The sequence below is a fragment of the Haloarcula sp. KBTZ06 genome (assembly GCF_048595605.1).
Taxonomy (GTDB): Archaea; Halobacteriota; Halobacteria; order Halobacteriales; family Haloarculaceae; genus Haloarcula; species Haloarcula hispanica.
Map to the genome: position 1 here is coordinate 1 of NZ_CP184337.1, position 22,939 is coordinate 22,939.

Here is a 22,939-nt window from a genome sequence, read left to right on the forward strand (position 1 = left end):
ATGAGCGACGACCCCGAGGACCGGATGCTCGGCTGGGACGAGTCCGTCTTTCGGGACGAACACGTCTTCGAAATCGACTGGCTCCCGGAGACGTTCAAACACCGGGACACCCAGATGGAGACGCTGAAGTACGCGCTCCGGCCGGCCGTCCGCGGGTCGCGCCCGCTCAACGTCATCGCCCGCGGACCGCCCGGAACGGGGAAGACGACGGCCGTCCAGATACTGTTCGACGAACTCACCGCCCAGACAGACGTGAAAACCGTGCGGGTGAACTGCCAGATGGACTCGACGCGCTATGCCGTCTTTTCCCGCCTGTTCGCCGAGATATTCGACTACGAGCCGCCGTCCTCGGGTATTTCGTTCAAGAAGCTGTTCTCCCAGATAACCGACAAACTGGTCGAGGAAGACGAGGTACTCGTCGTCGCGCTGGACGACGTGAACTACCTGTTCTACGAGAGCGAGGCCAGTGACACGCTGTACTCGCTGTTGCGCGCCCACGAGGCCCACTCCGGCGCGAAAATCGGCGTTATCTGTGTCTCCTCGGACCTCGAACTGGACGTCATCGACGCCCTCGATACCCGCGTCCAGTCCGTGTTCCGCCCGGAGGAGGTGTATTTCAACCCCTACGGACAGGCCGAAATCGCGGACATCCTGGGCGAGCGCGCCGACCGGGGGTTCAACGAAGGTGTCGTCGGCCCCACGGTGCTGGACCGCGTCGCCGAACTGACCGAAGAACAGGGCGGGGACCTCCGGGTCGGTATCGACCTCCTGCGCCGGGCCGGGATGAACGCCGAGATGCGTGCCTCCCGCTCTGTCGAAACGGAGGACGTCGAGGAGGCCTACGACAAGTCCAAATACGTCCACCTCTCCCGCCGGTTGCGGGAACTGTCGGATTCGGAAACCGCGCTTGTGGAGGTCATTGCCGCCCACGACGGCCAGCAGGCCGGCGACATCTACGACGCCTTCTCCGAGCAGACAGACCTGGGTTACACCCGGTACTCCGAGATCATCAACAAGCTCGACCAGCTCGACATCATCGACGCCGACTACACCAACGTCGAGGGTCGCGGTCGGTCGCGGGAGCTGACGCTCAACTACGACGCCGATGCGGTGCTGGAACGGCTGTAGCACATCGTATTAGAGCGTATTCTTCCGCTCCTCCGAAGCGGAACCGAGTCACTCCATCTTCTCGAACGTCGTCTCGGCCCACTGGACGGCGTAGTCAGCGCCGTACTCCAGATAGGCGTCGGTGTCGAGCGCGGCAAACGGCGCGGGCAGGTCGAGTCCGTGCTTGACGCCGCTACAGGCGAGTTCGGCGGCCGCGGCGAACTCCGTTTGGCCCTGGGCGATTTCGCTGGGGAGGTCTTCGAGGCGGGGCTGGAGGCGCTCGCCGGCATCCTCCCATGCCGCGTACAGCTCGGGGTAGTCGTCGGCCCAGTCGGCGAACTCCGCGCGGGTCTGGAGGCCCAGATACGCTGTGTACACCGCCGCTGCGAGCTGGTACCGGGCGTTGGCGTCGAGGTGGTCCTCGGTGGCGGCCACGAACTCCGGGTACTGTTCGCCGAAAAAGCCCAGAAAGTGCTCGGGTTCGTCGAGGCTGACCTCGACGAGCGCCTCCGCGACGAGAAACGAGACGAAGTCGTCCGGCGAGGTCTCCAGCCGTGGCTTGACAAACACGCAGGGGGGTTCCGTCTGGTGAGTCCAAGCAACGCCGCCGTCGCCCGGCATCCCGATAGTCAGGTCTCCGCCGATGTACTCCTGTAGCACCTCTGGCGCTGTGGTCGGCAGCCACGCGCCGTCGTAGGAAATCTGGTCGAGGCTGTCAGTCACCAGCAGGAGTTCCTCGGCGACTGCGGGGTCCAGCGTCTCGAAATCGCGGTCGCAGTTCAGTACGAGCGTCTCAGGGGCGTAGGCCGCACGTACTGCCGGCAGTTCGCCGGTCAGTGAACGCTCGGTGAACATCTACGCCGAGAACAGGACGAGGTTGATGACGATGCCGATGGACAGCAGTGCTGACATGCCGATTGTTCCGAGGACGATTTTCGTGGCCTTGCTCATGCCAATGAGTATCTCGGGCCGGACATTAAAACTTGAGAAACGATTTTGGGGGCCCACAGCGTCTATTGGGTATGGGTCGCGAACGATCTTCCACGGGCACAGACTGGGAAGAGCAAGTCGGCTACTCGCGGGCGATACGTGCGGGTGATACCGTCCGCGTTGCCGGTACCATCGCCACGGACGACGACGGCGAGGTCGTCGCGCCGGGAGACCCGTACGAACAGGCGAAACACGCCTTCGGTATCGTCGAGGACGCGCTCGCGGATCTCGACACCGCTATCGAGGACGTGGTCCAGACCCGGATGTACGTCACCGATATCGACGACCAGGAGCGGGTCGGCGAGGCCCACAGCGAGTTCTTCGGCGACGTGCGCCCCGTAGCGACGATGGTCGAGGTGAGCGGTCTGGCAACACCCGAGGCCGTCGTCGAGGTCGAAGCCGTCGCACAGGTCGAGTGACGCGGTCGACAGCGGGCCGGTGTGGACGATAGCGTTCGCCGTCAGTCGTCGGCCGCGCCCACGCCCGACCGCCTGGCTACCGCCCGCCACCCGCCGGACCAGAACCGGCCCGCGTTGACCGCGGCCTTCAGGTAGAAGTCACCGACGAGCGCGGCGAAGATCGCTGGCAGGCCGAGCCCAAGGCCCGGCGAGACGGCGATGTCGAGGACCGGAACCGTGACGACGAACGACGACGGGAGGGCGAGGGCAGCCACCGGGAGCCGGTAGCAGTAGCCGCCCAGAAACGTCCCGTACAGCGGCCAGCGGGTGTCACCAGCGCCACGAAGGCTGCCCCGCATCGTCCGGGAGATGGAGAAGCCGGCGACGAGCAGGCCGAAGACGCGAACGAACGCCGCCGCCAGGTCGGGGTAGGCGGTCCCGAACAGGGCGACGATGGGGCGGGCAAACACCACGAGCAGGACCGCCGCGACGAGCTGGACGGCGAGCGCGACGCGAAGCGTTTGCCAGCCGTAGGCGGTCGCTTCCCGCTCGTCACCGGCCCCCAGCGACTGCCCGACCAGCGTCGACGCGGCGGTCGCATAGCCCCATGCTGGCATCAGCGCCAGCAGCATCACCCGGCGGCCGATGGCGTAGGCCGCGAGCGTCGGCGTCCCCAGCACGCCGAGGATGAACAGGAACGGGAAGCGGGCGAACGTCTGGAGCAGTCGCATTCCGGACAGCGGGAGCGCGACGCGGACGATTTCGCGCATGAGGTCGGCGCTGAACTGCGTCCCGCCGGGCCGGAGCGTGACGACGTAGCGCCCGGACAGCAACAGCCCGAGGAAAATCACCGCCGCGAGCGTGTTGGCGATGGCCGTGCCCCACGCCGCGCCGGCGATACCGAGTTCGGGGAACGGGCCGACGCCGAAGATGAGGACAGCGTTGAGCGCGACGTTCGTCGGCAGCGTGAGCAGGCGGACGTACATCGGCGTCTTCGTGTCGGCGCTGCCGGCCAGCGCGCGGGCGGCGACCATGCTCCAGAACCGCGGGGCCAGCGACAGCATCACGATAGCCAGATACGTCGCGCCGAACCGGATGGTCGCCGGATCGTCGGTGAGAACCCCCACCAGAAGATCCGGATAGCGCCAGCAGAGCGCCGACAGCGGGATGGAGATGAGCAACGCGATCCACAGCGATTGCTTGACAGCGAGGTTCGCGCGCTCGGGCTGGTCGGCTCCCTGCAGCCGTGAGACGACGCTTATCGTCCCGGAGGAGACCGCCAGCGAGAGCCCGAACCCGACGAAGTAGTACTGGAAGCCGAGTTCGAGGCCGGCAATAGCCGCGTCACCGAGCGCTAGGCCGACCATCAGGAAGTCGGCGAGGCGCAGCAGGATCCGGAGCCCGCCGGTGACCATCACCGGCGCGGCGAGATCCGTCGCGGCAGTCGCCTTCTCTCGGTCGACGAGCCCTGCACTGGCCAGCAATGCGGGGAACGCAGTCAGAAGACGACGGAGGGGACCACCAGTCGACATCGCTCTGACCTGGGAAGTCCAGCCCCCTGTGGGTTTCGGGACGAGGCCATAGGCTTTTCTCCCGTAGCGCCGACAGGCCAGCACATGCCTTCCGTCGAAGCCGGCGAGACGTTCACCGAGACGCGGACGTTTCGACCCGAAGATGTCGACCAGTTCGCCGCTCTCTCCGGAGACGACCAGCCCCGCCACACGGAACCCGATGGGGACGGCCGGCGGATGGTTCAGGGGTTGCTCACCGCGTCACTGCTGACCAGTATCGACGGCGACCTCGAAGTGCTTGCCTCGCGGATGGACCTGCAGTTCCAGCGCCCGGTGTACACCGGTGAGACGCTGGTCTGTGAACTAACAGTTGTGAGCGCTGACCCGCATACCGATGGTGGCGTCGCTCTTGTGGGCGATGTGGCTGTCCGGCGAGTCAATCGCGACGATAACTCTGGTCAGGCTGACACAGCCGCCCCGAACTCGGCAGATAGTGCTCCCGCCGGAACCGTCGTGCTTGAAGCGACCGTCGAAGGACTAATCAGGGAATGAGCTGTTCGCCGTCGTCATCGTAGATCGTGATGGCGTCGACCGGACAGGTCCGGGCCGCGAACTTCGCGTCCAGTTCGGCGTCGTCTGGGACCTCCCGGACGAACACGTCCTCGTCCTGTTCCTCACTGTCCGCCAGCACCGCTTTGCCGGCGTCCTCGTCGCGCTCGAAGGCGTCCCACTCCGCGACACACTGGAACATCCCGATACAGGTGTCATAGTCATATTCGACTCGCATACCCTGTGTTGGCCGCTTGCGGCCAAAGGCGTTCCCCTCGGTGCTCGATGCGCCAGCGGACCGACGCGGTTGCAGTGCGACAGTTTAAATCGGGGCAGGACCCAAGCGGGGTGTAATGGACGTTGCGGACCTGCCGGGCGTGCCCGAGTGGCTCCCGGACCACCTGCGCGACGACGGCATCGAAGAGCTGTACCCGCCACAGGCCGAGGCCGTCGAGGCCGGCGTCACCGAGGGGGAGAACCTGGTCGCGTCGATTCCGACGGCGAGCGGGAAGACGCTCATCGCCGAGCTAGCGATGCTCTCCTCGGTCGCCCGCGGCGGGAAGGCGCTGTACATCGTCCCGCTTCGGGCGCTGGCCAGCGAGAAGCAGGCCGACTTCGAGGAGTTCGAACAGTACGGCCTCGACATCGGCGTCTCGACGGGGAACTACGAGTCCGAGGGAGGGTGGCTCGCGGACAAGGATATCGTCGTCGCCACCAGCGAGAAAGTGGACTCGCTGGTCCGCAACGACGCCCCCTGGATCGAGGACCTCACCTGTGTCGTCACCGACGAGGTCCATCTGGTCGACGACGGGGAGCGAGGGCCGACACTGGAGGTGACGCTGGCGAAGCTCCGGCGGCTCAACCCCGACCTGCAGACCGTCGCGCTGTCGGCGACCATCGGCAACGCCGAGGCGCTGGCGACGTGGCTCAACGCGGGGCTCGTCGACTCGGACTGGCGGCCCATCGACCTCCAGAAGGGTGTCCACTACGGGCAGGCACTCCATCTCGAAGACGGGAGCCAGCAGCGCCTCTCGGTGCACAACAACGAGAAGCAGACGGCGGCCATCGTCCGCGATACGTTGTTAAGTGAAATAGCAGAACTGGAAGAAAAACCGGACCGCCACCGGAACTTAATCGAAGAAGAGACTGGCGAGGTCTTGAGTCTCCAGGACGACTATAGCTCTACGATTAAAGAGGAGATACAAAATCTCTGTATCGATTCGCTTCAGCATGAAATCGGGAACGAACTCGGTGTTTTTGGAGTCGCTATCACGCACGACTCAGACTCTGCAGAGAGTCTCGCCATCCGTCTATCAGAGAGTACAGAGCCCTATATATCTGTGACAGAGAAACAAAACCTCAAAAAAATAGCAGAAAAAATCCGTCAGGTGGGTCATTCACCGTCTACAGACATACTATCAGAACTGCTACCGGCGGGAGTAGGAATCTACCACGATGGACTCTCTAATCAGGAGCGAGAGATAATAAAAGACTTAGCCAACGATGGACGGTTGAAATCATTGGTTTCAACCACTCCGCTCGCATTAAATAATGAGGGGGAAACTGAATCATTCACAGAAGGTGGTTCGATACTTGTATTCGTCAACTCCCGGCGCAACGCCGAGGCGGCGGCGGGCCGACTGGCGAACACCGTCCGGCCCCACCTTACCGCCGAGGAGCGGGACCAGTTGGCCGACATCGCCGAGGAGATCCGCGACGTGAGCGACACGGAGACGAGCGACGACCTCGCGGACGCCGTCGCGGATGGGGCGGCGTTCCACCACGCCGGCCTCTCGCGCGGCCACCGCGAACTCGTCGAGGACGCCTTCCGGGACCGGCTGGTGAAGGTCGTCTGTGCGACGCCGACGCTCGCGGCCGGCGTCAACACGCCCTCGCGGCGCGTCGTCGTCCGCGACTGGCGGCGCTACGACGGCTCGGCCGGCGGAATGGCCCCGCTCTCGGTGCTCGAAGTGCATCAGATGATGGGGCGGGCAGGCCGCCCGGGACTCGACCCCTACGGCGAGGCTGTTCTCATCGCGTCCAGCCACGACGAAGTGGACGAGCTGTTCGAGCGCTACGTCTGGGCCGACCCGGAGCCGGTCCGGTCGAAACTCGCGGCCGAACCGGCGCTGCGGACCCACATCCTCGCGACCGTCGCCTCCGGCTTCGCCCGCTCGCGGGAGGGGCTGCTGGAGTTCCTCGAACAGACGCTGTACGCCAGCCAGACCGACGATAGCGGCCAGCTCGAACGGGTCGTCGACGACGTGCTCACCTACCTGCAGCGCAACGACTTCCTCGAAATCGAGGGCGGAGAGCTGGATGCGACCTCGCTGGGCCACACTGTCTCGCGGCTCTACCTTGACCCGATGAGTGCCGCCGAAATCGTCGACGGCCTCCGGGACTGGGAGCGGGGGGCCAGCGACAGCACCTCGGCCAGCGGGTCGCCGGCTGACGCACCCGCTGAACCGCCGGCAGACAGCGGCTTCACGACCGCTAGCGAACTGGCCGAGGGTGCCGATGGGAGCGACGACGCCGACGCGGACCCGGATGACATCTCCGCGCTGGGCCTGTACCACCTCGTCTCACGGACGCCGGACATGTACCAACTGTATCTCCGGTCGGGCGACCGCGAGGAGTACGAGATGGAACTGTTCGAGCGAGAGGAAGAGCTGCTCGGACCTACGCCGTCGGAGTTCGAGGAGGGTCGCTTCGAGGACTGGCTCTCGGCGCTGAAGACCGCCCGCCTGCTCGAAGACTGGGCGACGGAGGTCGACGAGGCGACGATCACGGAGCGCTACGGCGTCGGCCCGGGCGACATCCGCGGGAAAGTCGAGACGGCCCAGTGGCTGCTCGGGGCCGCCGAATCGCTGGCCAGCGAGGTCGATCTGGACGCTGCGCGGGCCATCAGCGAGGCCCGCATCCGCGTCGAACACGGCGTCCGGGAGGAACTGGTCGACCTGGCCGGCGTCCGCGGCGTCGGCCGCAAGCGCGCCCGCCGGCTGTTTCAGGCCGGTATCACCGACCGCGCACAGCTCCGGGACGCCGATAAGTCGGTCGTCCTGGCGGCGCTCCGGGGCCGCCGGAAAACGGCCGAGAACGTGCTGGAGAACGCCGGCCACCGCGACCCGTCGATGGAGGGCGTCGAACCCGCAGCCGACGTGTCCGTCGACCTCGACGACGAGGCGGACACCGACACGAACGCCGAAGCGGCGGCGAACGAGGACCAGTCGAGCCTGGGTGATTTCTGATGCGGGTCGTCGAGGGCACTGCCGATATCGACGACGTGGGGGCGTTCGTGGAGACGCTCAGTGCAATCGGCGACAGCCACGGCGTCACAGTGCAGGCGTTCGACGCCCGCTACGTCGTGGACCGGGCCCACCTCGAACTGGCTGTCGAACTCGCAACTCGTGCCCACGACCGGGGCGACGCCATTGCTGAGGATTTCGGCGTCGAGATACTGCTGTACGCGGCCGGCCGCCGCCAGATCAACAGTGCACTGGCGATGGGCGTCAGCGAGGGGGCCTGTCCCGTCGTCGCGGTCGTCGTCGACCACGAACGGATAGATTCTCACGTAGGAAAAATCGAACAGAACGGTATCGAAGCAGCCGCGAGCGACGTTCGCGAGCAGCTTACGGCTGCGTCTACCCTGGGTGAGTACGACGAAGACCGCGTCCGGTCGTTCTTCGACGTGACTGACACCGAACTCGCCGCGACGGCCGGCGGCCTTCCCGATGCCGTTCGGGAGCGCGTCGCGCTGTTGCCGGTCGAGAAGTAGCGATAGAATTTTGACGATCTCTGTGCTATTCACGCACATGGACCCACAGCGGACGGCACGGCAGCGGGCCAGCGAACGTGCCCGCCGGGTCGAAGCGTCGGTCGACCGCACCACCGGCGGGGCCGCGTACCCGGTCCGCGTGGAGGAACTGGCAAACGAGTACGGCAGCGCCGACCCGCCCGCCGAGGACCTCTCGGCCGCGCTCGCGGGCAGCACCGACGGCGAGTTCGACTCGCCGACGGAGGTCCGGGCGGCGGTTCAGCAGGTGACACCACAGCACTGCGGTCGTACTGTGGCAACATTCGACGAGCGCGAGCAGTCGTGACCGCGCTGGAGACGCCGCTGTCTCTCGGTGGCGTCGAGGTCTCCCACCGGCTGTACCGCGCACCGGTACTGGAGTGTGCCGGCAACGGCGAGGCCGCCGTCGACACGCTCATCGACGAACTCGAACCCACGGCAGCCTCCGGTGTCGGCCTCCTCTTTCAGGGGGCGAGCATCGTCACCGACCGCGGCGGCTGTGCCGCGCCGAACATGACGCGGGTCCACGACCCCGCCTTCGTCGAGCGGCTCGAACGGCTCACCGGGGCGATTCACGACCACGGCGGTCGAATCTTCCTGCAACTGGCCCACGGTGGTCTCCGGAGCATGGCGACGTGGCACACCGAGTACCGCCGACAGCACCCGGACCAGCGCCAGCTCGCCGTCAGCCGCCCGCCGTGGCAGCTCCAGATGCTTGACCGGCTTGGCCTGATTTCGCTCCAGCCGGATGTGCTCTCGACAGAGGAGGTATGGGCCCTGGCCGAGCAGTTCGGGCGCTGTGCCGGCTACGCCGTCGAGGCGGGATACGACGGCATCCACCTTTCTGCGGCGAACATGAGCCTTATCCAGCAGTTCCTCTCGCCGTTTTACAACCGTCGGAACGACCAGTTCCGGGACGGCGTCCGCTTCCTCGAAGCAATCCACGACGCCGTTCGGGAACACGTCGGCGACGTGCCGCTGGTCACGAAGGTCCCAGCTGAGACCGCTGCGCCGAGTTTCGTTCGACGGCATCTCACTCGGAGGGATGGCGTGGCTATCGCGACGCGAGCGGCGGCTATCGGCTATGATGGTCTCGTTCCGGTCGAGGTGTCCCCGTTCTGGGACATGAGCATTGTCCGTGGTGCGTTTCCGGACCGGGCCTGGGACGCGAGTGACCTGCAGGACGACTACGCAGCAGTCTTCGGCGGCCGACTACGAGCGCGTGCCGTTCAGTTGCTTAATCGCCTGCAAGCCTGCCGTTTCAGCCGCGACCCGGGGTGGAACGCCGACTTCTGCCGGGCGGTCCGCGAGCGCGTGGACGTGCCGGTTCTGCTGGAGGGCGGACTTCGGACGCGGGCCGACTGCGACCGGTTCCTCGGAGCGACTGGAACCGTCCCCGCCGCCGATGCGGTCGGAATGGCTCGCCCGTTCTACGCGGAGCCGCGGCTCGGCGCTCGCCTGCTCAAGGGCGCAGACGCGCTGTGTGAGAGCTGTAACAACTGCATTGTCCCGCAGGTCACCGGCGAACCGGGTCGCTGTCGGACGCCGGCTATCGTCCGCGAGCAAGCCCGACTCCAGCGAGACGGTGCGTACGAGCGACCCGAGTGACCGATTTCGGACGCTCCCGCCGTGATAACTGGGCGGATACAAAGGCTCATACGCCCTCGGTCCCGAACGAACGCCGATGACGACAGGGATTTCGTCCGAGCGCGTCGAACTGTCCGTCGACGGTGAGGACGTCGATATTCACTACCGGACCGGCGGCGAGGGGCCGCCTTTGGTGTTTCTCCACGGCATCGGGCTGGACGCCGCGACAGTTTCGTGGCGTCACGCACTCCCCGCACTCGCGCCGGAACGGACGGTGTACGCACTCGATCTGCCGGGCCACGGCGACAGCGACAAGCCAGACCGCGCGTACACGACCGACTATTACCTTGAGACCGTGGCCGAGTTCATCGACGCGCTCGGTATCGAGGAACCCGCGCTGGCCGGCCTTTCGATGGGCGGCGCAATCGCGCTCGGACACGCGCTTGACGGCGGTCCGGTCGAACGGCTGGTATTAGTCGACAGCTACGGACTGGGTTCCGACGCCTACTGGCGCACAGCGGCCAGCAGCGTCTTGCAGACACCGATACTCGGAAATATGCTCTGGCAGGGTGTGGGATCGTCCCAATCGGCGATCAGAAACAGTCTCCGAAGCATGGGTCCCGGGGAGCCACCCCAGCAACTGGTCGAGGACGTCGACAGCGCCGTCGACCGCCAGACCGTCCGGGCGATGCGGCGCTGGCAGCGCAGCGAGTTCCAGTGGTGTGGCTTCCGGACCGACTACTCCGACCGGTTAGCGGAAATAGACGTGCCGACGATGTTGATTCACGGGGCCGTCGACCCACTGCTCCCCCGTCGGTGGTCCGAGCAGGCGGCCGGGACGGTCACTGATAGCACGCTGAAAATCTTCGAGAACTGCGGGCACTGTCCGCCGCGGGAACACCCCGACCGTTTCAACCGGGCCGTTCGAGCGTTCTGCTGACTATTCTGGCAGGTCGTCGATGAGGACGACCGCTTCGCCGTCGATGACGACTTCGTCGTCTGCGAGGACGCGCGTGGTTAGCCGGTACTGTTCGTCGCCGAGGTCCTCGACGATCTCACACTCGGCAGTGAGTCGGTCGCCGATACGGACCGGGTTGTGGAACTCCAGGTCCTGTGAGAGATAGATCGTCAGCCCAGGCAGGCGTGCCAGGGCCGCGCTGATGAGGCTGCCGACGAGCGTCCCGTGGGCGATGCGGCCGCGGAAGCGCGTCTGCTCTGCGAACTCGTCGTCCAGGTGAAGCGGGTTCGTGTCGCCGCTCGCGGCGGCGAACTGTTGCACGTCGTTCTCCGAGATCGTCTTCGTGAAATCGACGTGGTCGCCGACGCCGAGGCGGCCCGGGTGGTCTTCGGAGATCGAGACGTGCCACTCCGGGAGGTCTTCGTCCGGCTCGATACGGTCTGCGGGCGTGACGCCGTTCTCGTCCTCCTGCTGGACGCCGAACGCAGCGAACGCTGCCCGGTTAGCTGCAACGACGCTGTTGAACATATGTGACGATGTTTCAGTCCATGTGTCTAACAGCGGGTTTCGTGGCGATTCAGAACTCATCTGTTCTGCTAATTTATTGGTCGGAGTATTAAACCTTGGTGTTGGTTTCGCCTCAGATGTCGGTAAATACCGTCTAACGGGCGTCAGACGTGTATTTGGGGTTGAAGTTATCGGTGCTACAGAGCGTAGCACGTCCCTCGACGCTCCTCAATCGGTAATACCATTCTCTACCAATCAATGGTATTCAATGGGTTTCAGCGGAAAGTTTATATTGTTGAGGAGAGTACATGTAGTTGACCGATGGCCGACGAGGATGATGGCCTGCTGTGGCCTCCGATGTTCAAGGGGATGCAACAGGCAAGCGAGAACGCGATGGAACAGCAACAGCAGCTGATGAAACAGATGTTCGCCAGCGGTGGCATGCCGAGTTTCGATATGAATCAGCTCGGTGCCATGAGCCAGATGGCGACGTTCAAGACCCGCGTGCAAAGCGGGGGTCGGATCAGCATCCCCGATGCGGAGCGAGAGGCGCTGGGCATCGACGAAGGCGATATCGTTCAAGCCGTCGTCCTCCCGGTCACTAACAACAACAGCGAGTAATCCAACAATGGTAGACTACACAACCCCCGTCACGACAGCGTTCGAGATGCAGCGTACCACGATCGAGCAGAGCCAGAAGGCGCTCGAACAGAGCGTTTCCTTCCAGCAAAACGTCAACAGCGCGGTCATCGACAGCCTCGACACACAGGAGTCGGCACAGCGCCGCGGCGTCGAGCTTCAGCAGACCGCCTTCCACAGCTACCTCGACGCGATGGCGTCGACGATGCCCGGCATGACCGAGACTGTCGAGCAGATCCGCGAAACCGTCGACGAGCAGTTCGACTTCCTGCTCGAGAACCACGCCGAGATATTCGACAACATGGAAACGGAGCTCGAAGAGGGCGCTGACACCTACGACGAGATGACCGACGAGTACGTCACCGCCGTCAACGATCAGGTCGATATGCTCGTCGAGGCCCACGAGGAACTCGAAGCGCAGTCTGTCGAGGCCGCCGAGCAGTTCGGCGAGCAACTCGAAGAAGTGCAGGAGCAGGTCGAAGAGATTCAGGAACAGGTCGAGGAAGTGCAGGCCGAAGCCGCCGACGCTGTCGACGTCGAAGCGTAAATACGACAGTCGGTTTTTTTGTGCGCCCGCCGCCGAGGTACTATTATGAGTAATACAAACGACATTCAGGAGGAATGGACGGAGATGGTTGAGGAGATGAACAACGCGGTCGCTGACTCGATGGAGCAGAACATGAAGGCGCAGGCGGCCTTCGTGGAGTCGTGGGCTGACGCCGTCGAGGACACGATTCCCAAAGAAGAGGACCTTGCCGACGGGATGGATGGCTACAACCGCGCCTACGAGGAGTGGATCGACGCCGCCGAGCAGATGGTCGAGCGCTCGACCGACGCCGCACAGGGCGAGGACGTCGACCCCGCCGAGTTCCGTGATATCTGGCTGCAGTCCGCCAACGAGGCGTTCAAACACGTCATGGGAACCTCGGCCTTCGCGGCCGCCAACGGCCAGCTCGTCGAGTCGATGATGGAGATGCAACAGGAGGCCGACGACCTGAGTCAGGACGCTCTGGAGCAGATGGGTTTCCCAACGCGCAACGATGTCGACGAAGTTGCTGAGCGGCTCATCGAACTGGAGCGCCGTCAGCACGCGGTCGAACAGAAGCTCGACCGCATTCTCGAACACATGGAAGAGTAACTCATGTCCAGTAACCCGTTCAATCCGTTCGAGGCCGCGCTCAACTGGCAGCGCAAGACGCTGGAGAACATGACCGACGCCGCCGAGACCAGTCAGATCGCCGACGAGCGACTGGAGCTGATGGAGTCCGTCGAAGTCGGCCAGACGCCCAGCGACGTCGTCTACGAGGAGAACAAGCTCGAACTCCTCCACTACGACGCCGAGGCCGCCGGCATCGAGGTCGCCGAGGAGGACAAGGAAGCCGTGCCGATTCTCATCGTGTACGCGCTCATTAACCGGCCGTACATCCTCGACCTGCAGGAAGAGCGGTCGGTCGTCCGACGCCTGCTTGAGGCGGGCCACGACGTGTACCTCATCGACTGGAACGAGCCGTCGCGGCTCGACCAGCACCTCACGCTCGATGACTACGTCAACCGATACATGGATAACTGCGTCGACGTGGTCCGCGAGCGCTCCGGCCAGGACGCCATCAACATCCTCGGCTACTGTATGGGCGGCACGATGTCGGTGATGTACACCGCGCTCCACAAGGAGAAAGTCAACACCCTGGGCCTGATGGCCGCTGGGCTATGCTTCGATCACACCGGCGGCGTCCTCGAAGAGTGGGGCTCCGAGGAGTACTACTCCCCGCAGGACGTCGTCGATACGTTCGGCAACGTCCCCTCGGACATGCTCGACATCGGCTTCGCGCTGATGGACCCCGTCGAGAACTACGTCACGAAGTACATCCGGTTCGCGGAGAACATGGAGAACGAGGGCTTCGTCGAGAACTTCGGCCGCATGGAGCAGTGGCTCGGTGACGGTATCGACGTCGCCGGCGAGGCCTACGTTCAGTTCCTCGAAGACGTGTATCAGGACAACAAACTCTACAAGAACGAGCTTGAGCTCAACGGCAAGCACGTCGACCTGGACAACATCGACATGCCCGTCCTCCAGCTCATGGGCGAGTACGACCACCTCATCCCGCCGGAGGCCTCCAAGCCGTTCAACGACGTCATCGCCAGCGACGACACGCGAACCATCGAGTTCTCGACGGGCCACATCGGTCTCTCCGTCTCGTCGTCGACCCACGCTGACCTCTGGCCCGAGGTCGCCGAGTGGTACTCCGAGCGCAGCAAGGGGAGCGAGGAAGTCGACATCGAGGTCGAGTCCCCTGAAGACGACACAGTGGACCAGTCGGAATCCACTGATATCGAGGTTGACGCGACTGACGATGTCGATGCCGACGCTACCGAGGACGACGCCGACGCAGCCGACGAACCCGCCGACGTCGATAGCGTCTCCGGTATCGGCCCCACCTACGCCGAACGGCTGCACGCCGCCGGCATTCACAGCGTCGCGGACCTGGCCGAGTACGACGCGGCCGAACTGGCCGATATCGCCGAAACCACCGAATCCCGCGCGCAAGACTGGCTCGACCAACTGTAATCCGGCGGCGTTTTTCTGTTTCCCGTTGCACGACCAGCTATGCGCGTCTCGGTCATCGGCGGCTCGACAGTTACCGACGAACAGTACCAACAGGCACGCGAGGTCGGGAAACTACTCGGTGAGCACGGCCACGACGTCGTCTGTGGCGGTCTCACGGGTGTGATGGAAGCCGTCTGTCGCGGTGCGAGCGAGGCGGGCGGTCACACTCTCGGTATTTTACCCGGCGAGCGCCGGGCCGACGCGAACGACTACGTCCAGACAGCTATCGCGACGGGGATGGGAAACGCCAGAAACGTCCTCGTCGTGATGAACGGCGCGGCCGTCATCGCCGTTGACGGCGGCACCGGAACGCTCTCGGAACTCGGCCACGCCCTCGACATAAATCGCCCAGTCGCCGGGCTCGGTACCCACCGCCTCGACGGCGTGGCCGACGGCGACGCCATCGAACACGTCGACACCCCTGCCGAGGCTGTCGCATACGTTGAGTCTGCCGTGCAGTAGCCGTCGTTTCAGTCGAGTAGCCGTCTCAGTACCGCCGCAACAACGAGGTTCCCAACGCCAAGCAGCCTGACCCGACGATGGGCCCCGTCCTGTGGCGTGAACTCCACCGACAGCACCCAGCGATAGCCCAGCCGCGCCAGCGACAGTAACAGCCCCGGAACGAGCAGATGAAGCGCGCCCGCTAGTGCTGTTCCGACCCACAGCAACCGCCGTTCGGTCCGTGTCAGGTCCATACCGACTCAAAGGGATACGTCGGTTTGACCGTGGCGTCTACTTCGTGATAGTAGGATTCTTAGGGGCGAGACGGCGTTCACCGCGGCTACGCTATCGTCATAGCGTCGTTATCCACCTATACTGAAAACAAAAATAGAGAATCGCACCGATTCTTCACGAGGTCGACGGGCGAGGCAGGCATCCGCGGCCGAAGGCCGCGGTTCTCGGAATCGCCGCTTTGCGGCGATTCCGCCTTTTTCGCCCACGTTTTTGCGCGGGGGTTGAGGGCGCGAAGCGCCCGAGGCCCCTGCGCAAAAAGGTGGCTTACATCATGCCGCCCATACCGCCGCCCATGCCGCCCATGCCGCCGCCCATTCCGCCGGGCGCGCCGCCTGGGCCGCCGGGTCCGCCTTCGTCCTCGTCGTCGTCGCCCTGGCCACCCTTGAGGTCGCCAGCAGCGATGACGTCGTCGATGCGGAGGATCATGACGGCTGCTTCGGTTGCGCTTTCGACGGCCTGGGTCTTGACACGGAGGGGCTCGACGACGCCGTCCTCTTCCATGTCGACGACCTCACCCGTGTACGCGTCAAGCCCGGAGGTGACTGCGCCACCGTCGTGCTTGCTTCGGAGGTCGACCAGCGAGTCGATCGGGTCGAGACCGGCGTTCTCCGCGAGAGTGCGCGGGATGACGTCGATGGCATCGGCGAAGGCCTCGACGGCGAGCTGCTCGCGGCCACCGACGGAGTCGGCGTGGTCTCGGAGACCGAGGGCGAGCTGCGTCTCGGGGGCACCGCCGCCGGGCAGGACCTTGCCGTCCTCCAGCGTAGCGGCGACGACGCCGAGCGAGTCCTCGATGGCGCGCTCGACTTCGTCGACGACGTGTTCGGTGCCGCCGCGGAGGATCATCGTGACAGCGCGGGCGTCCTCGACGTCCTCGACGAAGATGCGCTCGTCGCCGGCGATGTCCTTCTGGGCGACGGAGCCGGCGAAGCCGAGGTCGTCGGCTTCGATGTCGTCGATGTTCGAGATGATGCGCGCGCCGGTCGAGCGCGAGAGCGCTTCGATGTCGGACTTCTTGGCGCGGCGCACGGCCAGAATGCCTTCCTGAGCGAGGTAGTGCTGGGCCATGTCGTCGATGCCCTTCTGGCAGAAGACGACGTCAGCACCGGCTTCTTTGAGCTGATCGACCATCTCCTTGAGCTGCTCTTCTTCCTGGTCGAGGAACTGCTGGAGCTGGTCGGGGTCAGTGACGTTGACTTCGGTGTCGAGTTCCGTTTCCGGAACCTCGATGGCCGTGTCGAGCAGGGCCACGTCGGCGTCCTCGACGGCGAACGGCATGTTGTCGTGGACGCGTTCCTTGTCGACGATGACGCCTTCGACGAGTTCGGACTCATCGGTTGCGCCGCCGACGACGGTTTCGATCTGGATGTTGTCTGTGTCGACGCTGCCGTCGTCGTCGACGACGGACTGTGCGGCGCGAACGACGAGTTCGGCGAGGATGTCCTTGGAGGACTCCGCGCCCTTGCCGGTCATCGCCGTCGCGGCGACCTTTTCGAGGGTCTCCGTGTCGTCGGCGTCGACGTCGATGGCGTTGTCCTCGAGAATCTCCTTGGCCTTCTCTGCGGCCTGGCGGTACCCCTGAGCCAGGATGCTGGCGTGGATGTCCTGGTCGAGGAGTTCCTCGGCCTTCGAGAGGAGTTCGCCGGCCATGACGACCGCCGTGGTCGTGCCGTCGCCCACTTCGTCTTCCTGGGTCTGGGCGACCTCAACGATCATGTTGGCGGCGGGGTGCTCGATGTCCATCTCGTCGAGGATGGTGACGCCGTCGTTCGTGACGACGACTGAGCCCGAGTTGTCGACGAGCATCTTGTCCATGCCCTTCGGACCCAGTGTCGTCCGAACGGCCTCGGCGACGGCCGTCCCGGCCGTGATGTTCATCGACTGCGCGTCCTTTCCGGATGTCCGCTGGGACTCCTCGGAAAGTACAATCATGGGCTGGTTGCCCATCTGCTGTTGAGCCATAGTCAAACGATGATTGAATGTGATTCTATATAAAAGCTGTGGTGCCGGACGCTGTATCGCCCGACTACATGCCACACTCGTCGGTGTGATACCGTATCACGTAGGTGGTTTATATACCCTTTCAGGGGCGCTCAGCGGCCCATTCCGAACCGCCGGTGGCGCAGTTCGGGGGTAATCTGGATGCGAGAGATGTCCTGGCCGGTTCGGTACCAGACAAACGCCGCTCTGGTGAACAGTTCGCGACACTCGATGCGGACCTCACGGGGGTTGCCCTCGGTCCGCTCGTGGATGTCCTCGATTGCGGCCCGCGTAAACAGGTCCGGGGCCTGCCCCTCGTAGGGGTCGCCCCGGAAGTACGCCAGCGAGCGAGCGGCGTACTCGGCCACGTCGTCCGGCGAGAACGGGTCGATGCCCTCGTAGTAGCGAAGCCGTGAGTCGAGCGTTCCCCGGATCTCCGCCACCCGCCGCTTCCCCTCCGGTGTTCCGGTGAGGAACAGCCGGACGCCGGCGTCGCCGGCCACCTGCAGCGGCGACAGCAGGTCCGCCTCCAGCACCTCGATTTCGTCGACGACCAGCAGAAGCGTCTTGCCGTCCTCGCGTACGCGACGGACGATTTCGTGGACGGCGTCTTTCGCTTCAGCGGTCGCCCACGGAATCCCGTCTCGGACCTGCGAGTAGTTGCGCTGGTCGATGGAGTAGCCCGCGGCGTAGGCGGCGGTTAGCACCGTCTGGTACAGTTTTCGCGGCGTCGTCTCGCGTGGATTGTCCAGATGCGTGATGACAAAGCCCTCGTGTTTCGAAAGGTCACGCAGGACGATTTCCCGGAAGGCCGTCTTTCCGGTGCCGTAGGGACTCACTAATCCGATGTGCTGGTCCTGCAGGAGCCAGGACGTGACCTGATTCAGCATCTCGGTGTCGTGGCGGACGTACAGCGGCTCGGGCATGTGGTCCAGCCCGGCTTCCTCGGTAAACGGGAGGTCTGTCACGGTATCGGCGGTCCCGCCCAGCGCCTCGCCGAAGGCCAATAGTCGCTGTTCGACCTCCTGCAACTGGTCCAGTAACACGCCGGCGGTGGCGCTCTCGGAACGTTCTTCTTCCTCGGACCGGAGCGATTCGAGCCGGTCCATTACCTCGGAAACCGACTGACCCGCGCCGCTGGTCCCCGATTGCTCTGTGTCGTCCACCACGGCTATCTCTCTCAGTGTTGCCCGTCCGGCGCGTTATATGTTACGCCCCGAATTTCGGGGAAGATAACGCGACCTACCGTCAGTTGCGAACTGACTACAACGGGAGCGGGAACGGAACCGAGCCGTAGGCGTACCCTTCCATGCTGCCGTCCGGCCGGGCGCGGAAGACGATGGTCGGCGAGTAGCCGACATCGGGCTGTTCGCCGTAGACCCGCCGCCAGTCGTCGTCCGGGAAGGAACTGCAGTCGACGACGAGGACGGCTCCGGGGTGGGCCGCTAGCTGGTCGCGAGTCTTCGCGTCACCCGATGCTTTGACCGCGGCGATACCGGTGTTGACCTGCCGTCGGGACGGCGGCCGTGGGCGGGTGACCTCCACGAGCGTGTCCTCGACTCGGAAATCGACGGAGTGGCCCGAGTTCAGTTCGACCTCGGGTCTGATGTCGTTGCCCGCGTCGACGAGCAGTTTGGCGACGTTGAACTCGCCCATCGTCGCTCGCATCCGCGAGAGGTCAAAGCCCTCGCTGGTCCCGAGTTTGCTCGCCATCGTGTAGCGGTAGTCGTCGAGTTCGCCAGTCGCGAGGAAGTCGTCGTAAAACGCCAGCCCGTCCGCCCGGTCGGCGTCCGGGAAGCCGCTGGCGTGGTCCCGGAAGAACGTCCGTGTCGACTCCCGGCCGTCCTTCGAGAGAAACACGGGCAGGAAGAAGTGCGCCAGCGTCTCGTACTCGGTGAGCCACGGGTCCTCCACCTCTAACTGGGCGAACAGCTCACGCTGGACCCACTCGCTAATCTCGTCGGGCACCTCGTCGAACGTGTACTTCTCCGTTCGCCACAGCGTCTCCGGGGTCTCGGTGTTCCCGACCCAGTACGCGCGCTGGCCGTTCCAGCAAAACAGCGCCAGATCGCCGTTGTCCATCTCCAGTCGGCGCGCGGCCCACCCCTCCGGCGGGGCGAACCACGGACCGTTCATCGTCGCACCGAAGGTGTTCTGCAGCGGTGTCAGCAGGTCTGTCCGGACCCGCTTCTCGCTCCATCGCTCGTTCGACCGTCGCAGACGTAAGGGACCAGCCACAGGGCCGTGTAGACGGTCAGTGGTCTTGGGCGTTCCGCCCTATCGAGACACCCCGGTTCGGACTGCTCGCACACTCTGTAGGTCGTGTGGTACGGTTTCTGGGACCACCGTTACATTGATAGTCACTACCAGCCAAGTTTCACCGTGGTAACCTATGTCGATGGGAGCGTACGACGACGACGAACACGAACGCCGTGAACGCAAGAACAGCGAGGTCGACCTGTCGGAAGACGACGACCGGAGCACGTACCACGGGAGTGTTGACTACGACGGTGACGAGTCGACAGAAGAGCTGCTCGACCAGTTCAAGCAGATCAACTCTGACTGACGGCGGCCGTTCTCGACCGGTAGCGCAATAGCCCGACAGAGGCGGCCGTCACGGCTGTGACGGCTATCACATGGCCGACCAGCGCCGCGAGCAGTACCGGCTGGTCAAGCACGAACGGAACGAGCACGAGCTGGAGGACGCCAAAGCCCCAGATCTCCAGGTCGGCCCGGATGAACACCCGCGCCGTCTCGGGGTCGAACCGGTAGCGCGCTGATCGCCACAGACCCGTGACGCTGGCCCACCAGCCCGTACCGATACGGTAGCTCACGTCCCAGAGGATGAGTAGGGTCAGATACACCACCAGTACCGGCGGCTCCGACCCGAACAGTTGGCCCAGAAGTGGCGTCGAGCTGACCTGCGGGTCGAAGACGAACAGGTGGGTGAGCAACGCCACGTACGCGAGGACGGACAGCACGACCTCGACGTTCGAGGCGAACAGCAGCGCGCGGTAGGTCGGTGGAACGTCGATACGGCGGATAAGCGTGCTGATTCGGAGCATCTCGGCGCTTCCGATGGTGGCGACGAACACGACGACCGTTCCGGCGATTGCGGCGCTCCAGACCTCGTAGTACCACGACAGAGCGACGATGGCGACCTCGAAGATGAGGAGCTGTATCGCCATCGCTGCCCACGTCGGTAGCCGAATCCCCGGCAGCGCGCCGATGATGCTCTCGTACACCCACGTTTCGCCGTATTCCGGACGGGCGCTATCCCCGCTCATCTGCCTGCACCACCCGTGGCCGCGGCCGCCTGCGCCGTTTCGCGACTCCGCGGTTCACTGAGGGCCAGCCTGACCGCGTCCGCGAACGGCGTCAGGTCGACGGCGAACTGTGCCTGAGCGGCCTCGGTGTCCGCGACCACTGGCGTCTTCAGCCCGTGGATGAGCGGCCGGGCGACGCTCGATGGCACGTCGGTCAGTAGACCGACCCAGTACGCAGACAGCTTCGGCGTCAGCACCGGTATCGGCACGATTTTCGGCTCGCCCGTGCCCATGATTCGCCCTGTCCGCCGCAGTATCTCCGCGTAGGTCAACACCTCCGGGCCGCCAATCTCGTAGGTCTCGCCGGCCGTCTCCGGCGTGTCGAGCACGTCGACCAGGTACGCGATGACGTCGTCGATAGCGATTGGGTGGCAGTCCGTGCGCACCCAACGCGGCGTCACCAGCACTGGTAGCCGCGTCGTCAGTTCGCGTATCATCCGAAAGCTCGCTGAGCCCGCGCCGATGATGATGGCCGCCCGGAACGTCGTCAGGTCGTACTCGCCCTCCTTGAGGAGGAACTCGACTTCGCGGCGCGACCGGAGGTGCTCGGACAGCGTCTCGTCGTCCTCGCCGAGGCCGCCGAGGTAGACGACTCGGTCGACGCCGGCCGCGTCGGCCGCCCGACGGAAGTTCCGCGCAGCGCGCCGGTCCCGCTCGGCGTAGTCGGTCCCGGCACGCATCGAATGGATGAGGTAGTACGCGACGTCGATTCCGGCGAGGGCGGCGTCGAAACTGCCCGCGTCGAGCAGGTCGCCTGTCGCCACGTCGACGCCGTCGGGCGGGGCGTACTCGCTCGGGTCGCGAACGAGCGCGCGGACGCTGTGGCCGGCCGCGAGGAGCGCCGGGGCGAGGTGGCCCCCGACGAACCCCGTCGCACCGGTCACGAGGACGTGCATACCCTTCCTGCAGGACGGGACGGGGTTAAAACCGTGGCCTGTTCGTGTCGCCCGTCAGGACTGTCGAACGAGCGGCTCGTACCAGTCGCGGTTGTCGCGGTACCAGTCGATGAACTTCGCGACGCCCTCCCGGATGGTGTGGTCCGGGTCGTAGCCGAGCAGTTCCTCGGCGCGGTCGGTCGCGGCGTGGGTGTGTTCGGCGTCGGCGTCGTGGCGTTCCTCGTAGACCAGGTCGAGATCCGGGTCGATCTGGTCCCGGATCTCCGTCGCGAGCGTCTTGATCTCGATGTTGTCCGTCGAGCCGATGTTCACGGCCTTGCCGTCGGCGGCGTCCTCGTGAAGCAGCGTCATGTTTGCGTCGATGACGTCTTCGATGTAAGTGAAATCGCGCGTCTGCGTGCCGTCGCCGTAGATGACCGGCGGCTCGCCGTTGTGACACCGGGAGACGAAATTCGAGATGGCCATGTTCGGGCGCATCCGCGGGCCGTAGACGGTGAAATATCGCAACGCGACGGCGGGCAGGTCGTACACCTCGCTGTAGGCGCAGGCGTAGCGCTCGGCGGCGAGCTTCGACGCACCGTAGGGTGAGACGGGCGTCGTGGGGTGTTGCTCGTCGTAGGGCAGGTACTCTGGCTTGCCATAAACGGAGGAGGAGGACGCCATCACGAACCGCTCGATGCCCTCGTCGCGGCAGGCGTCGAGGAGGTTCAGCGTGCCGTCGACGTTGACCTCGTCGTATTTGCGGGGGTTCTGGACGCTCGGGCGGACGCCGGCCTGGGCGGCCTGGTGGTAGACGTAGTCGGCGTCGGCGACGAGGTCCGTCACTAGCTCCGCGTCACGCACGTCGCCCTCGATGAACTCGTAGCTCCCGTCGCTGTTCCGGGCGGCCGCCTGTCCAGCTTCGATGTTGTGTTGCTTGATATCCAGATCGTAGAACGGGTCGCGGTTGTCCAATACGACCACATCGTGGCTGTCGGCGGCGAACCGCTGTGCCAGGTGGCCGCCGATGAACCCGGCACCCCCTGTGACCAGTATTTGCATTATCTGGACGGTGGCCATCGGACGACAAAAGTATGTCGAGAGTTAACTGTACTGAACTGTTCGAAGGGGCCAGCTACCTTGAAGTGTATACAGCGCATAAAAACTCGCTAATGGCATCTAGAGCCTGCGACGGGTGCGATACGAACGTTTCGATAGCCGGCGGTATCGCCAACATCTGGTCGCAGGAGTCCAGACCGACCGAGGGCATCGTCCTCGAACTCGGCGACGACACCGAGCATTTCCTCTGTTACGACTGCATCGACCAGCTTCCCGACGACCGCGAGGTGACGGCGGCGGACGTGGCCGCCCTCTAAGTC

Annotated in this window: 27 protein-coding genes; 15 read left to right on the forward strand and 12 right to left on the reverse strand. The window is 64.7% G+C overall.

Annotation, left to right across the window (positions count from 1 at the left end; genetic code table 11):
* A complete protein-coding gene (locus tag ACNO8S_RS00005; protein WP_008307001.1) occupies positions 1-1,128 on the forward strand; it encodes an ORC1-type DNA replication protein in 1,128 nt (375 codons plus the stop codon).
* A gap of 48 nt (positions 1,129-1,176) precedes the next feature.
* On the opposite strand, the gene ACNO8S_RS00010 is transcribed toward ACNO8S_RS00005, so the two are convergent.
* Entirely contained in the window at positions 1,177-1,962 is a 786-nt protein-coding gene (locus ACNO8S_RS00010; RefSeq protein WP_420182287.1) for a DUF7089 family protein, read from the reverse strand.
* Positions 1,963-2,058, reverse strand: a complete 96-nt coding sequence (locus ACNO8S_RS00015) for a hypothetical protein (protein WP_420182288.1) — start codon at positions 2,056-2,058, stop codon at positions 1,963-1,965. It abuts the gene before it with no gap.
* Positions 2,059-2,129: 71 nt separating this feature from the next.
* Here ACNO8S_RS00015 and ACNO8S_RS00020 point away from each other — a divergent pair, with 71 nt between their 5' ends.
* Positions 2,130-2,516 (forward strand): RidA family protein, encoded by a 387-nt coding sequence (locus tag ACNO8S_RS00020; RefSeq protein WP_336358694.1) that lies wholly within the window; start codon positions 2,130-2,132, stop codon positions 2,514-2,516.
* A 41-nt stretch (positions 2,517-2,557) separates the two neighbouring features.
* On the opposite strand, the gene ACNO8S_RS00025 is transcribed toward ACNO8S_RS00020, so the two are convergent.
* Positions 2,558-4,027, reverse strand: coding sequence for an MATE family efflux transporter (locus tag ACNO8S_RS00025; protein ID WP_420182289.1), 1,470 nt, complete (start codon positions 4,025-4,027; stop codon positions 2,558-2,560).
* Between the two features lie 84 nt (positions 4,028-4,111).
* Here ACNO8S_RS00025 and ACNO8S_RS00030 point away from each other — a divergent pair, with 84 nt between their 5' ends.
* The gene (locus tag ACNO8S_RS00030; RefSeq protein WP_151102764.1) at positions 4,112-4,558 is read left to right on the forward strand and encodes a MaoC/PaaZ C-terminal domain-containing protein; all 447 of its coding nucleotides are present in this window, start codon (positions 4,112-4,114) and stop codon (positions 4,556-4,558) included.
* Here the strand turns inward: ACNO8S_RS00030 and ACNO8S_RS00035 are convergent.
* The gene (locus tag ACNO8S_RS00035; RefSeq protein ID WP_004960333.1) at positions 4,548-4,793 is read right to left on the reverse strand and encodes a ferredoxin; all 246 of its coding nucleotides are present in this window, start codon (positions 4,791-4,793) and stop codon (positions 4,548-4,550) included. The genes ACNO8S_RS00030 and ACNO8S_RS00035 overlap by 11 nt on opposite strands.
* Before the next feature lie 115 nt (positions 4,794-4,908).
* Here ACNO8S_RS00035 and ACNO8S_RS00040 point away from each other — a divergent pair, with 115 nt between their 5' ends.
* The 5 genes from ACNO8S_RS00040 (at position 4,909) to ACNO8S_RS00060 (ending at position 10,875) form a co-directional block, all read left to right on the forward strand.
* On the forward strand, positions 4,909-7,803 hold the full coding sequence (locus tag ACNO8S_RS00040) for a DEAD/DEAH box helicase (RefSeq protein WP_420182290.1): 2,895 nt from the start codon (positions 4,909-4,911) through the stop codon (positions 7,801-7,803).
* Positions 7,803-8,330 (forward strand): KEOPS complex subunit Cgi121, encoded by a 528-nt coding sequence (gene cgi121 / locus ACNO8S_RS00045; RefSeq protein WP_420182291.1) that lies wholly within the window; start codon positions 7,803-7,805, stop codon positions 8,328-8,330. Before ACNO8S_RS00040 ends, cgi121 begins: the two co-directional genes overlap by 1 nt.
* Positions 8,331-8,367: 37 nt before the next feature.
* Positions 8,368-8,655 (forward strand): hypothetical protein, encoded by a 288-nt coding sequence (locus ACNO8S_RS00050; protein WP_191450339.1) that lies wholly within the window; start codon positions 8,368-8,370, stop codon positions 8,653-8,655.
* Complete coding sequence (locus tag ACNO8S_RS00055) at positions 8,652-9,956, forward strand: NADH:flavin oxidoreductase (RefSeq protein ID WP_420182292.1); 1,305 nt, start codon at positions 8,652-8,654, stop codon at positions 9,954-9,956. Before ACNO8S_RS00050 ends, ACNO8S_RS00055 begins: the two co-directional genes overlap by 4 nt.
* A gap of 76 nt (positions 9,957-10,032) precedes the next feature.
* Positions 10,033-10,875, forward strand: a complete 843-nt coding sequence (locus ACNO8S_RS00060) for an alpha/beta fold hydrolase (protein WP_050007573.1) — start codon at positions 10,033-10,035, stop codon at positions 10,873-10,875.
* On the opposite strand, the gene ACNO8S_RS00065 is transcribed toward ACNO8S_RS00060, so the two are convergent.
* Positions 10,876-11,421: a MaoC family dehydratase gene (locus ACNO8S_RS00065; RefSeq protein WP_008306979.1), complete on the reverse strand. Its 546-nt coding sequence runs from the start codon at positions 11,419-11,421 to the stop codon at positions 10,876-10,878.
* A 300-nt stretch (positions 11,422-11,721) separates the two neighbouring features.
* Between ACNO8S_RS00065 and ACNO8S_RS00070 the strand changes: the two genes are divergently transcribed.
* Genes ACNO8S_RS00070 through ACNO8S_RS00090 form a run of 5 tightly spaced genes read left to right on the forward strand, consistent with a single transcriptional unit; the run spans position 11,722 to position 15,106 of the window.
* Positions 11,722-12,021: an AbrB/MazE/SpoVT family DNA-binding domain-containing protein gene (locus tag ACNO8S_RS00070; protein WP_014039168.1), complete on the forward strand. Its 300-nt coding sequence runs from the start codon at positions 11,722-11,724 to the stop codon at positions 12,019-12,021.
* A gap of 7 nt (positions 12,022-12,028) precedes the next feature.
* The gene (locus ACNO8S_RS00075) at positions 12,029-12,586 is read left to right on the forward strand and encodes a hypothetical protein (RefSeq protein WP_050007574.1); all 558 of its coding nucleotides are present in this window, start codon (positions 12,029-12,031) and stop codon (positions 12,584-12,586) included.
* Positions 12,587-12,631: 45 nt separating this feature from the next.
* Positions 12,632-13,177 (forward strand): poly(R)-hydroxyalkanoic acid synthase subunit PhaE, encoded by a 546-nt coding sequence (locus ACNO8S_RS00080; protein ID WP_050007575.1) that lies wholly within the window; start codon positions 12,632-12,634, stop codon positions 13,175-13,177.
* Positions 13,178-13,180: 3 nt separating this feature from the next.
* The gene (gene phaC / locus ACNO8S_RS00085) at positions 13,181-14,605 is read left to right on the forward strand and encodes a poly(3-hydroxyalkanoate) polymerase subunit PhaC (RefSeq protein WP_058990864.1); all 1,425 of its coding nucleotides are present in this window, start codon (positions 13,181-13,183) and stop codon (positions 14,603-14,605) included.
* 39 nt (positions 14,606-14,644) lie between these two features.
* Positions 14,645-15,106: a TIGR00725 family protein gene (locus ACNO8S_RS00090; protein WP_014039172.1), complete on the forward strand. Its 462-nt coding sequence runs from the start codon at positions 14,645-14,647 to the stop codon at positions 15,104-15,106.
* Between the two features lie 8 nt (positions 15,107-15,114).
* Here the strand turns inward: ACNO8S_RS00090 and ACNO8S_RS00095 are convergent, their stop codons facing one another.
* The 4 genes from ACNO8S_RS00095 to ACNO8S_RS00110 form a co-directional block, all read right to left on the reverse strand.
* Complete coding sequence (locus ACNO8S_RS00095; RefSeq protein ID WP_014039173.1) at positions 15,115-15,339, reverse strand: hypothetical protein; 225 nt, start codon at positions 15,337-15,339, stop codon at positions 15,115-15,117.
* A gap of 304 nt (positions 15,340-15,643) precedes the next feature.
* Positions 15,644-17,326, reverse strand: a complete 1,683-nt coding sequence (gene thsA / locus ACNO8S_RS00100) for a thermosome subunit alpha (RefSeq protein WP_008306969.1) — start codon at positions 17,324-17,326, stop codon at positions 15,644-15,646.
* A gap of 146 nt (positions 17,327-17,472) precedes the next feature.
* Complete coding sequence (locus tag ACNO8S_RS00105) at positions 17,473-18,468, reverse strand: ATP-binding protein (RefSeq protein WP_044951571.1); 996 nt, start codon at positions 18,466-18,468, stop codon at positions 17,473-17,475.
* A gap of 154 nt (positions 18,469-18,622) precedes the next feature.
* On the reverse strand, positions 18,623-19,597 hold the full coding sequence (locus ACNO8S_RS00110) for a DUF5784 family protein (protein ID WP_050037371.1): 975 nt from the start codon (positions 19,595-19,597) through the stop codon (positions 18,623-18,625).
* 154 nt (positions 19,598-19,751) lie between these two features.
* On the opposite strand from ACNO8S_RS00110, the gene ACNO8S_RS00115 reads away from it, so the two are divergent.
* Positions 19,752-19,925: a DUF5786 family protein gene (locus tag ACNO8S_RS00115; RefSeq protein ID WP_004516474.1), complete on the forward strand. Its 174-nt coding sequence runs from the start codon at positions 19,752-19,754 to the stop codon at positions 19,923-19,925.
* Here ACNO8S_RS00115 and ACNO8S_RS00120 read toward each other — a convergent pair.
* Genes ACNO8S_RS00120 through ACNO8S_RS00130 form a run of 3 tightly spaced genes read right to left on the reverse strand, consistent with a single transcriptional unit; the run spans position 19,912 to position 22,622 of the window.
* Entirely contained in the window at positions 19,912-20,646 is a 735-nt protein-coding gene (locus ACNO8S_RS00120) for a DUF7530 family protein (RefSeq protein WP_014039177.1), read from the reverse strand. The two genes, ACNO8S_RS00115 and ACNO8S_RS00120, sit on opposite strands and share 14 nt — an antisense overlap.
* Complete coding sequence (locus ACNO8S_RS00125) at positions 20,643-21,581, reverse strand: NAD(P)H-binding protein (protein WP_050037372.1); 939 nt, start codon at positions 21,579-21,581, stop codon at positions 20,643-20,645. Before ACNO8S_RS00125 ends, ACNO8S_RS00120 begins: the two co-directional genes overlap by 4 nt.
* Before the next feature lie 54 nt (positions 21,582-21,635).
* Positions 21,636-22,622 (reverse strand): SDR family oxidoreductase, encoded by a 987-nt coding sequence (locus ACNO8S_RS00130; protein WP_044951575.1) that lies wholly within the window; start codon positions 22,620-22,622, stop codon positions 21,636-21,638.
* Between the two features lie 110 nt (positions 22,623-22,732).
* Between ACNO8S_RS00130 and ACNO8S_RS00135 the strand changes: the two genes are divergently transcribed.
* Positions 22,733-22,936, forward strand: a complete 204-nt coding sequence (locus ACNO8S_RS00135; RefSeq protein ID WP_008306949.1) for a DUF7561 family protein — start codon at positions 22,733-22,735, stop codon at positions 22,934-22,936.
* The last annotated feature ends 3 nt before the right edge of the window (positions 22,937-22,939 follow it).

What these genes read in the sequence shown, in the direction of transcription:
- ACNO8S_RS00060 (WP_050007573.1), top strand. Translation starts at nt 10,033, where the DNA reads ATGACGACAGGGATTTCGTCCGAGCGCGTCGAACTGTCCGTCGACGGT.
- phaC (WP_058990864.1), top strand. Translation starts at nt 13,181, where the DNA reads ATGTCCAGTAACCCGTTCAATCCGTTCGAGGCCGCGCTCAACTGGCAG.
- ACNO8S_RS00040 (WP_420182290.1), top strand. Translation starts at nt 4,909, where the DNA reads ATGGACGTTGCGGACCTGCCGGGCGTGCCCGAGTGGCTCCCGGACCAC.
- ACNO8S_RS00035 (WP_004960333.1), bottom strand. Translation starts at nt 4,793, where the DNA reads ATGCGAGTCGAATATGACTATGACACCTGTATCGGGATGTTCCAGTGT.
- ACNO8S_RS00010 (WP_420182287.1), bottom strand. Translation starts at nt 1,962, where the DNA reads ATGTTCACCGAGCGTTCACTGACCGGCGAACTGCCGGCAGTACGTGCG.
- ACNO8S_RS00080 (WP_050007575.1), top strand. Translation starts at nt 12,632, where the DNA reads ATGAGTAATACAAACGACATTCAGGAGGAATGGACGGAGATGGTTGAG.
- ACNO8S_RS00050 (WP_191450339.1), top strand. Translation starts at nt 8,368, where the DNA reads ATGGACCCACAGCGGACGGCACGGCAGCGGGCCAGCGAACGTGCCCGC.
- thsA (WP_008306969.1), bottom strand. Translation starts at nt 17,326, where the DNA reads ATGGGCAACCAGCCCATGATTGTACTTTCCGAGGAGTCCCAGCGGACA.
- ACNO8S_RS00015 (WP_420182288.1), bottom strand. Translation starts at nt 2,058, where the DNA reads ATGAGCAAGGCCACGAAAATCGTCCTCGGAACAATCGGCATGTCAGCA.
- cgi121 (WP_420182291.1), top strand. Translation starts at nt 7,803, where the DNA reads ATGCGGGTCGTCGAGGGCACTGCCGATATCGACGACGTGGGGGCGTTC.
- ACNO8S_RS00120 (WP_014039177.1), bottom strand. Translation starts at nt 20,646, where the DNA reads ATGAGCGGGGATAGCGCCCGTCCGGAATACGGCGAAACGTGGGTGTAC.
- ACNO8S_RS00065 (WP_008306979.1), bottom strand. Translation starts at nt 11,421, where the DNA reads ATGTTCAACAGCGTCGTTGCAGCTAACCGGGCAGCGTTCGCTGCGTTC.
- ACNO8S_RS00075 (WP_050007574.1), top strand. Translation starts at nt 12,029, where the DNA reads ATGGTAGACTACACAACCCCCGTCACGACAGCGTTCGAGATGCAGCGT.
- ACNO8S_RS00115 (WP_004516474.1), top strand. Translation starts at nt 19,752, where the DNA reads ATGTCGATGGGAGCGTACGACGACGACGAACACGAACGCCGTGAACGC.
- ACNO8S_RS00020 (WP_336358694.1), top strand. Translation starts at nt 2,130, where the DNA reads ATGGGTCGCGAACGATCTTCCACGGGCACAGACTGGGAAGAGCAAGTC.
- ACNO8S_RS00070 (WP_014039168.1), top strand. Translation starts at nt 11,722, where the DNA reads ATGGCCGACGAGGATGATGGCCTGCTGTGGCCTCCGATGTTCAAGGGG.
- ACNO8S_RS00130 (WP_044951575.1), bottom strand. Translation starts at nt 22,622, where the DNA reads ATGCAAATACTGGTCACAGGGGGTGCCGGGTTCATCGGCGGCCACCTG.
- ACNO8S_RS00005 (WP_008307001.1), top strand. Translation starts at nt 1, where the DNA reads ATGAGCGACGACCCCGAGGACCGGATGCTCGGCTGGGACGAGTCCGTC.
- ACNO8S_RS00030 (WP_151102764.1), top strand. Translation starts at nt 4,112, where the DNA reads ATGCCTTCCGTCGAAGCCGGCGAGACGTTCACCGAGACGCGGACGTTT.
- ACNO8S_RS00135 (WP_008306949.1), top strand. Translation starts at nt 22,733, where the DNA reads ATGGCATCTAGAGCCTGCGACGGGTGCGATACGAACGTTTCGATAGCC.
- ACNO8S_RS00125 (WP_050037372.1), bottom strand. Translation starts at nt 21,581, where the DNA reads ATGCACGTCCTCGTGACCGGTGCGACGGGGTTCGTCGGGGGCCACCTC.
- ACNO8S_RS00025 (WP_420182289.1), bottom strand. Translation starts at nt 4,027, where the DNA reads ATGTCGACTGGTGGTCCCCTCCGTCGTCTTCTGACTGCGTTCCCCGCA.
- ACNO8S_RS00095 (WP_014039173.1), bottom strand. Translation starts at nt 15,339, where the DNA reads ATGGACCTGACACGGACCGAACGGCGGTTGCTGTGGGTCGGAACAGCA.
- ACNO8S_RS00090 (WP_014039172.1), top strand. Translation starts at nt 14,645, where the DNA reads ATGCGCGTCTCGGTCATCGGCGGCTCGACAGTTACCGACGAACAGTAC.
- ACNO8S_RS00105 (WP_044951571.1), bottom strand. Translation starts at nt 18,468, where the DNA reads ATGGACCGGCTCGAATCGCTCCGGTCCGAGGAAGAAGAACGTTCCGAG.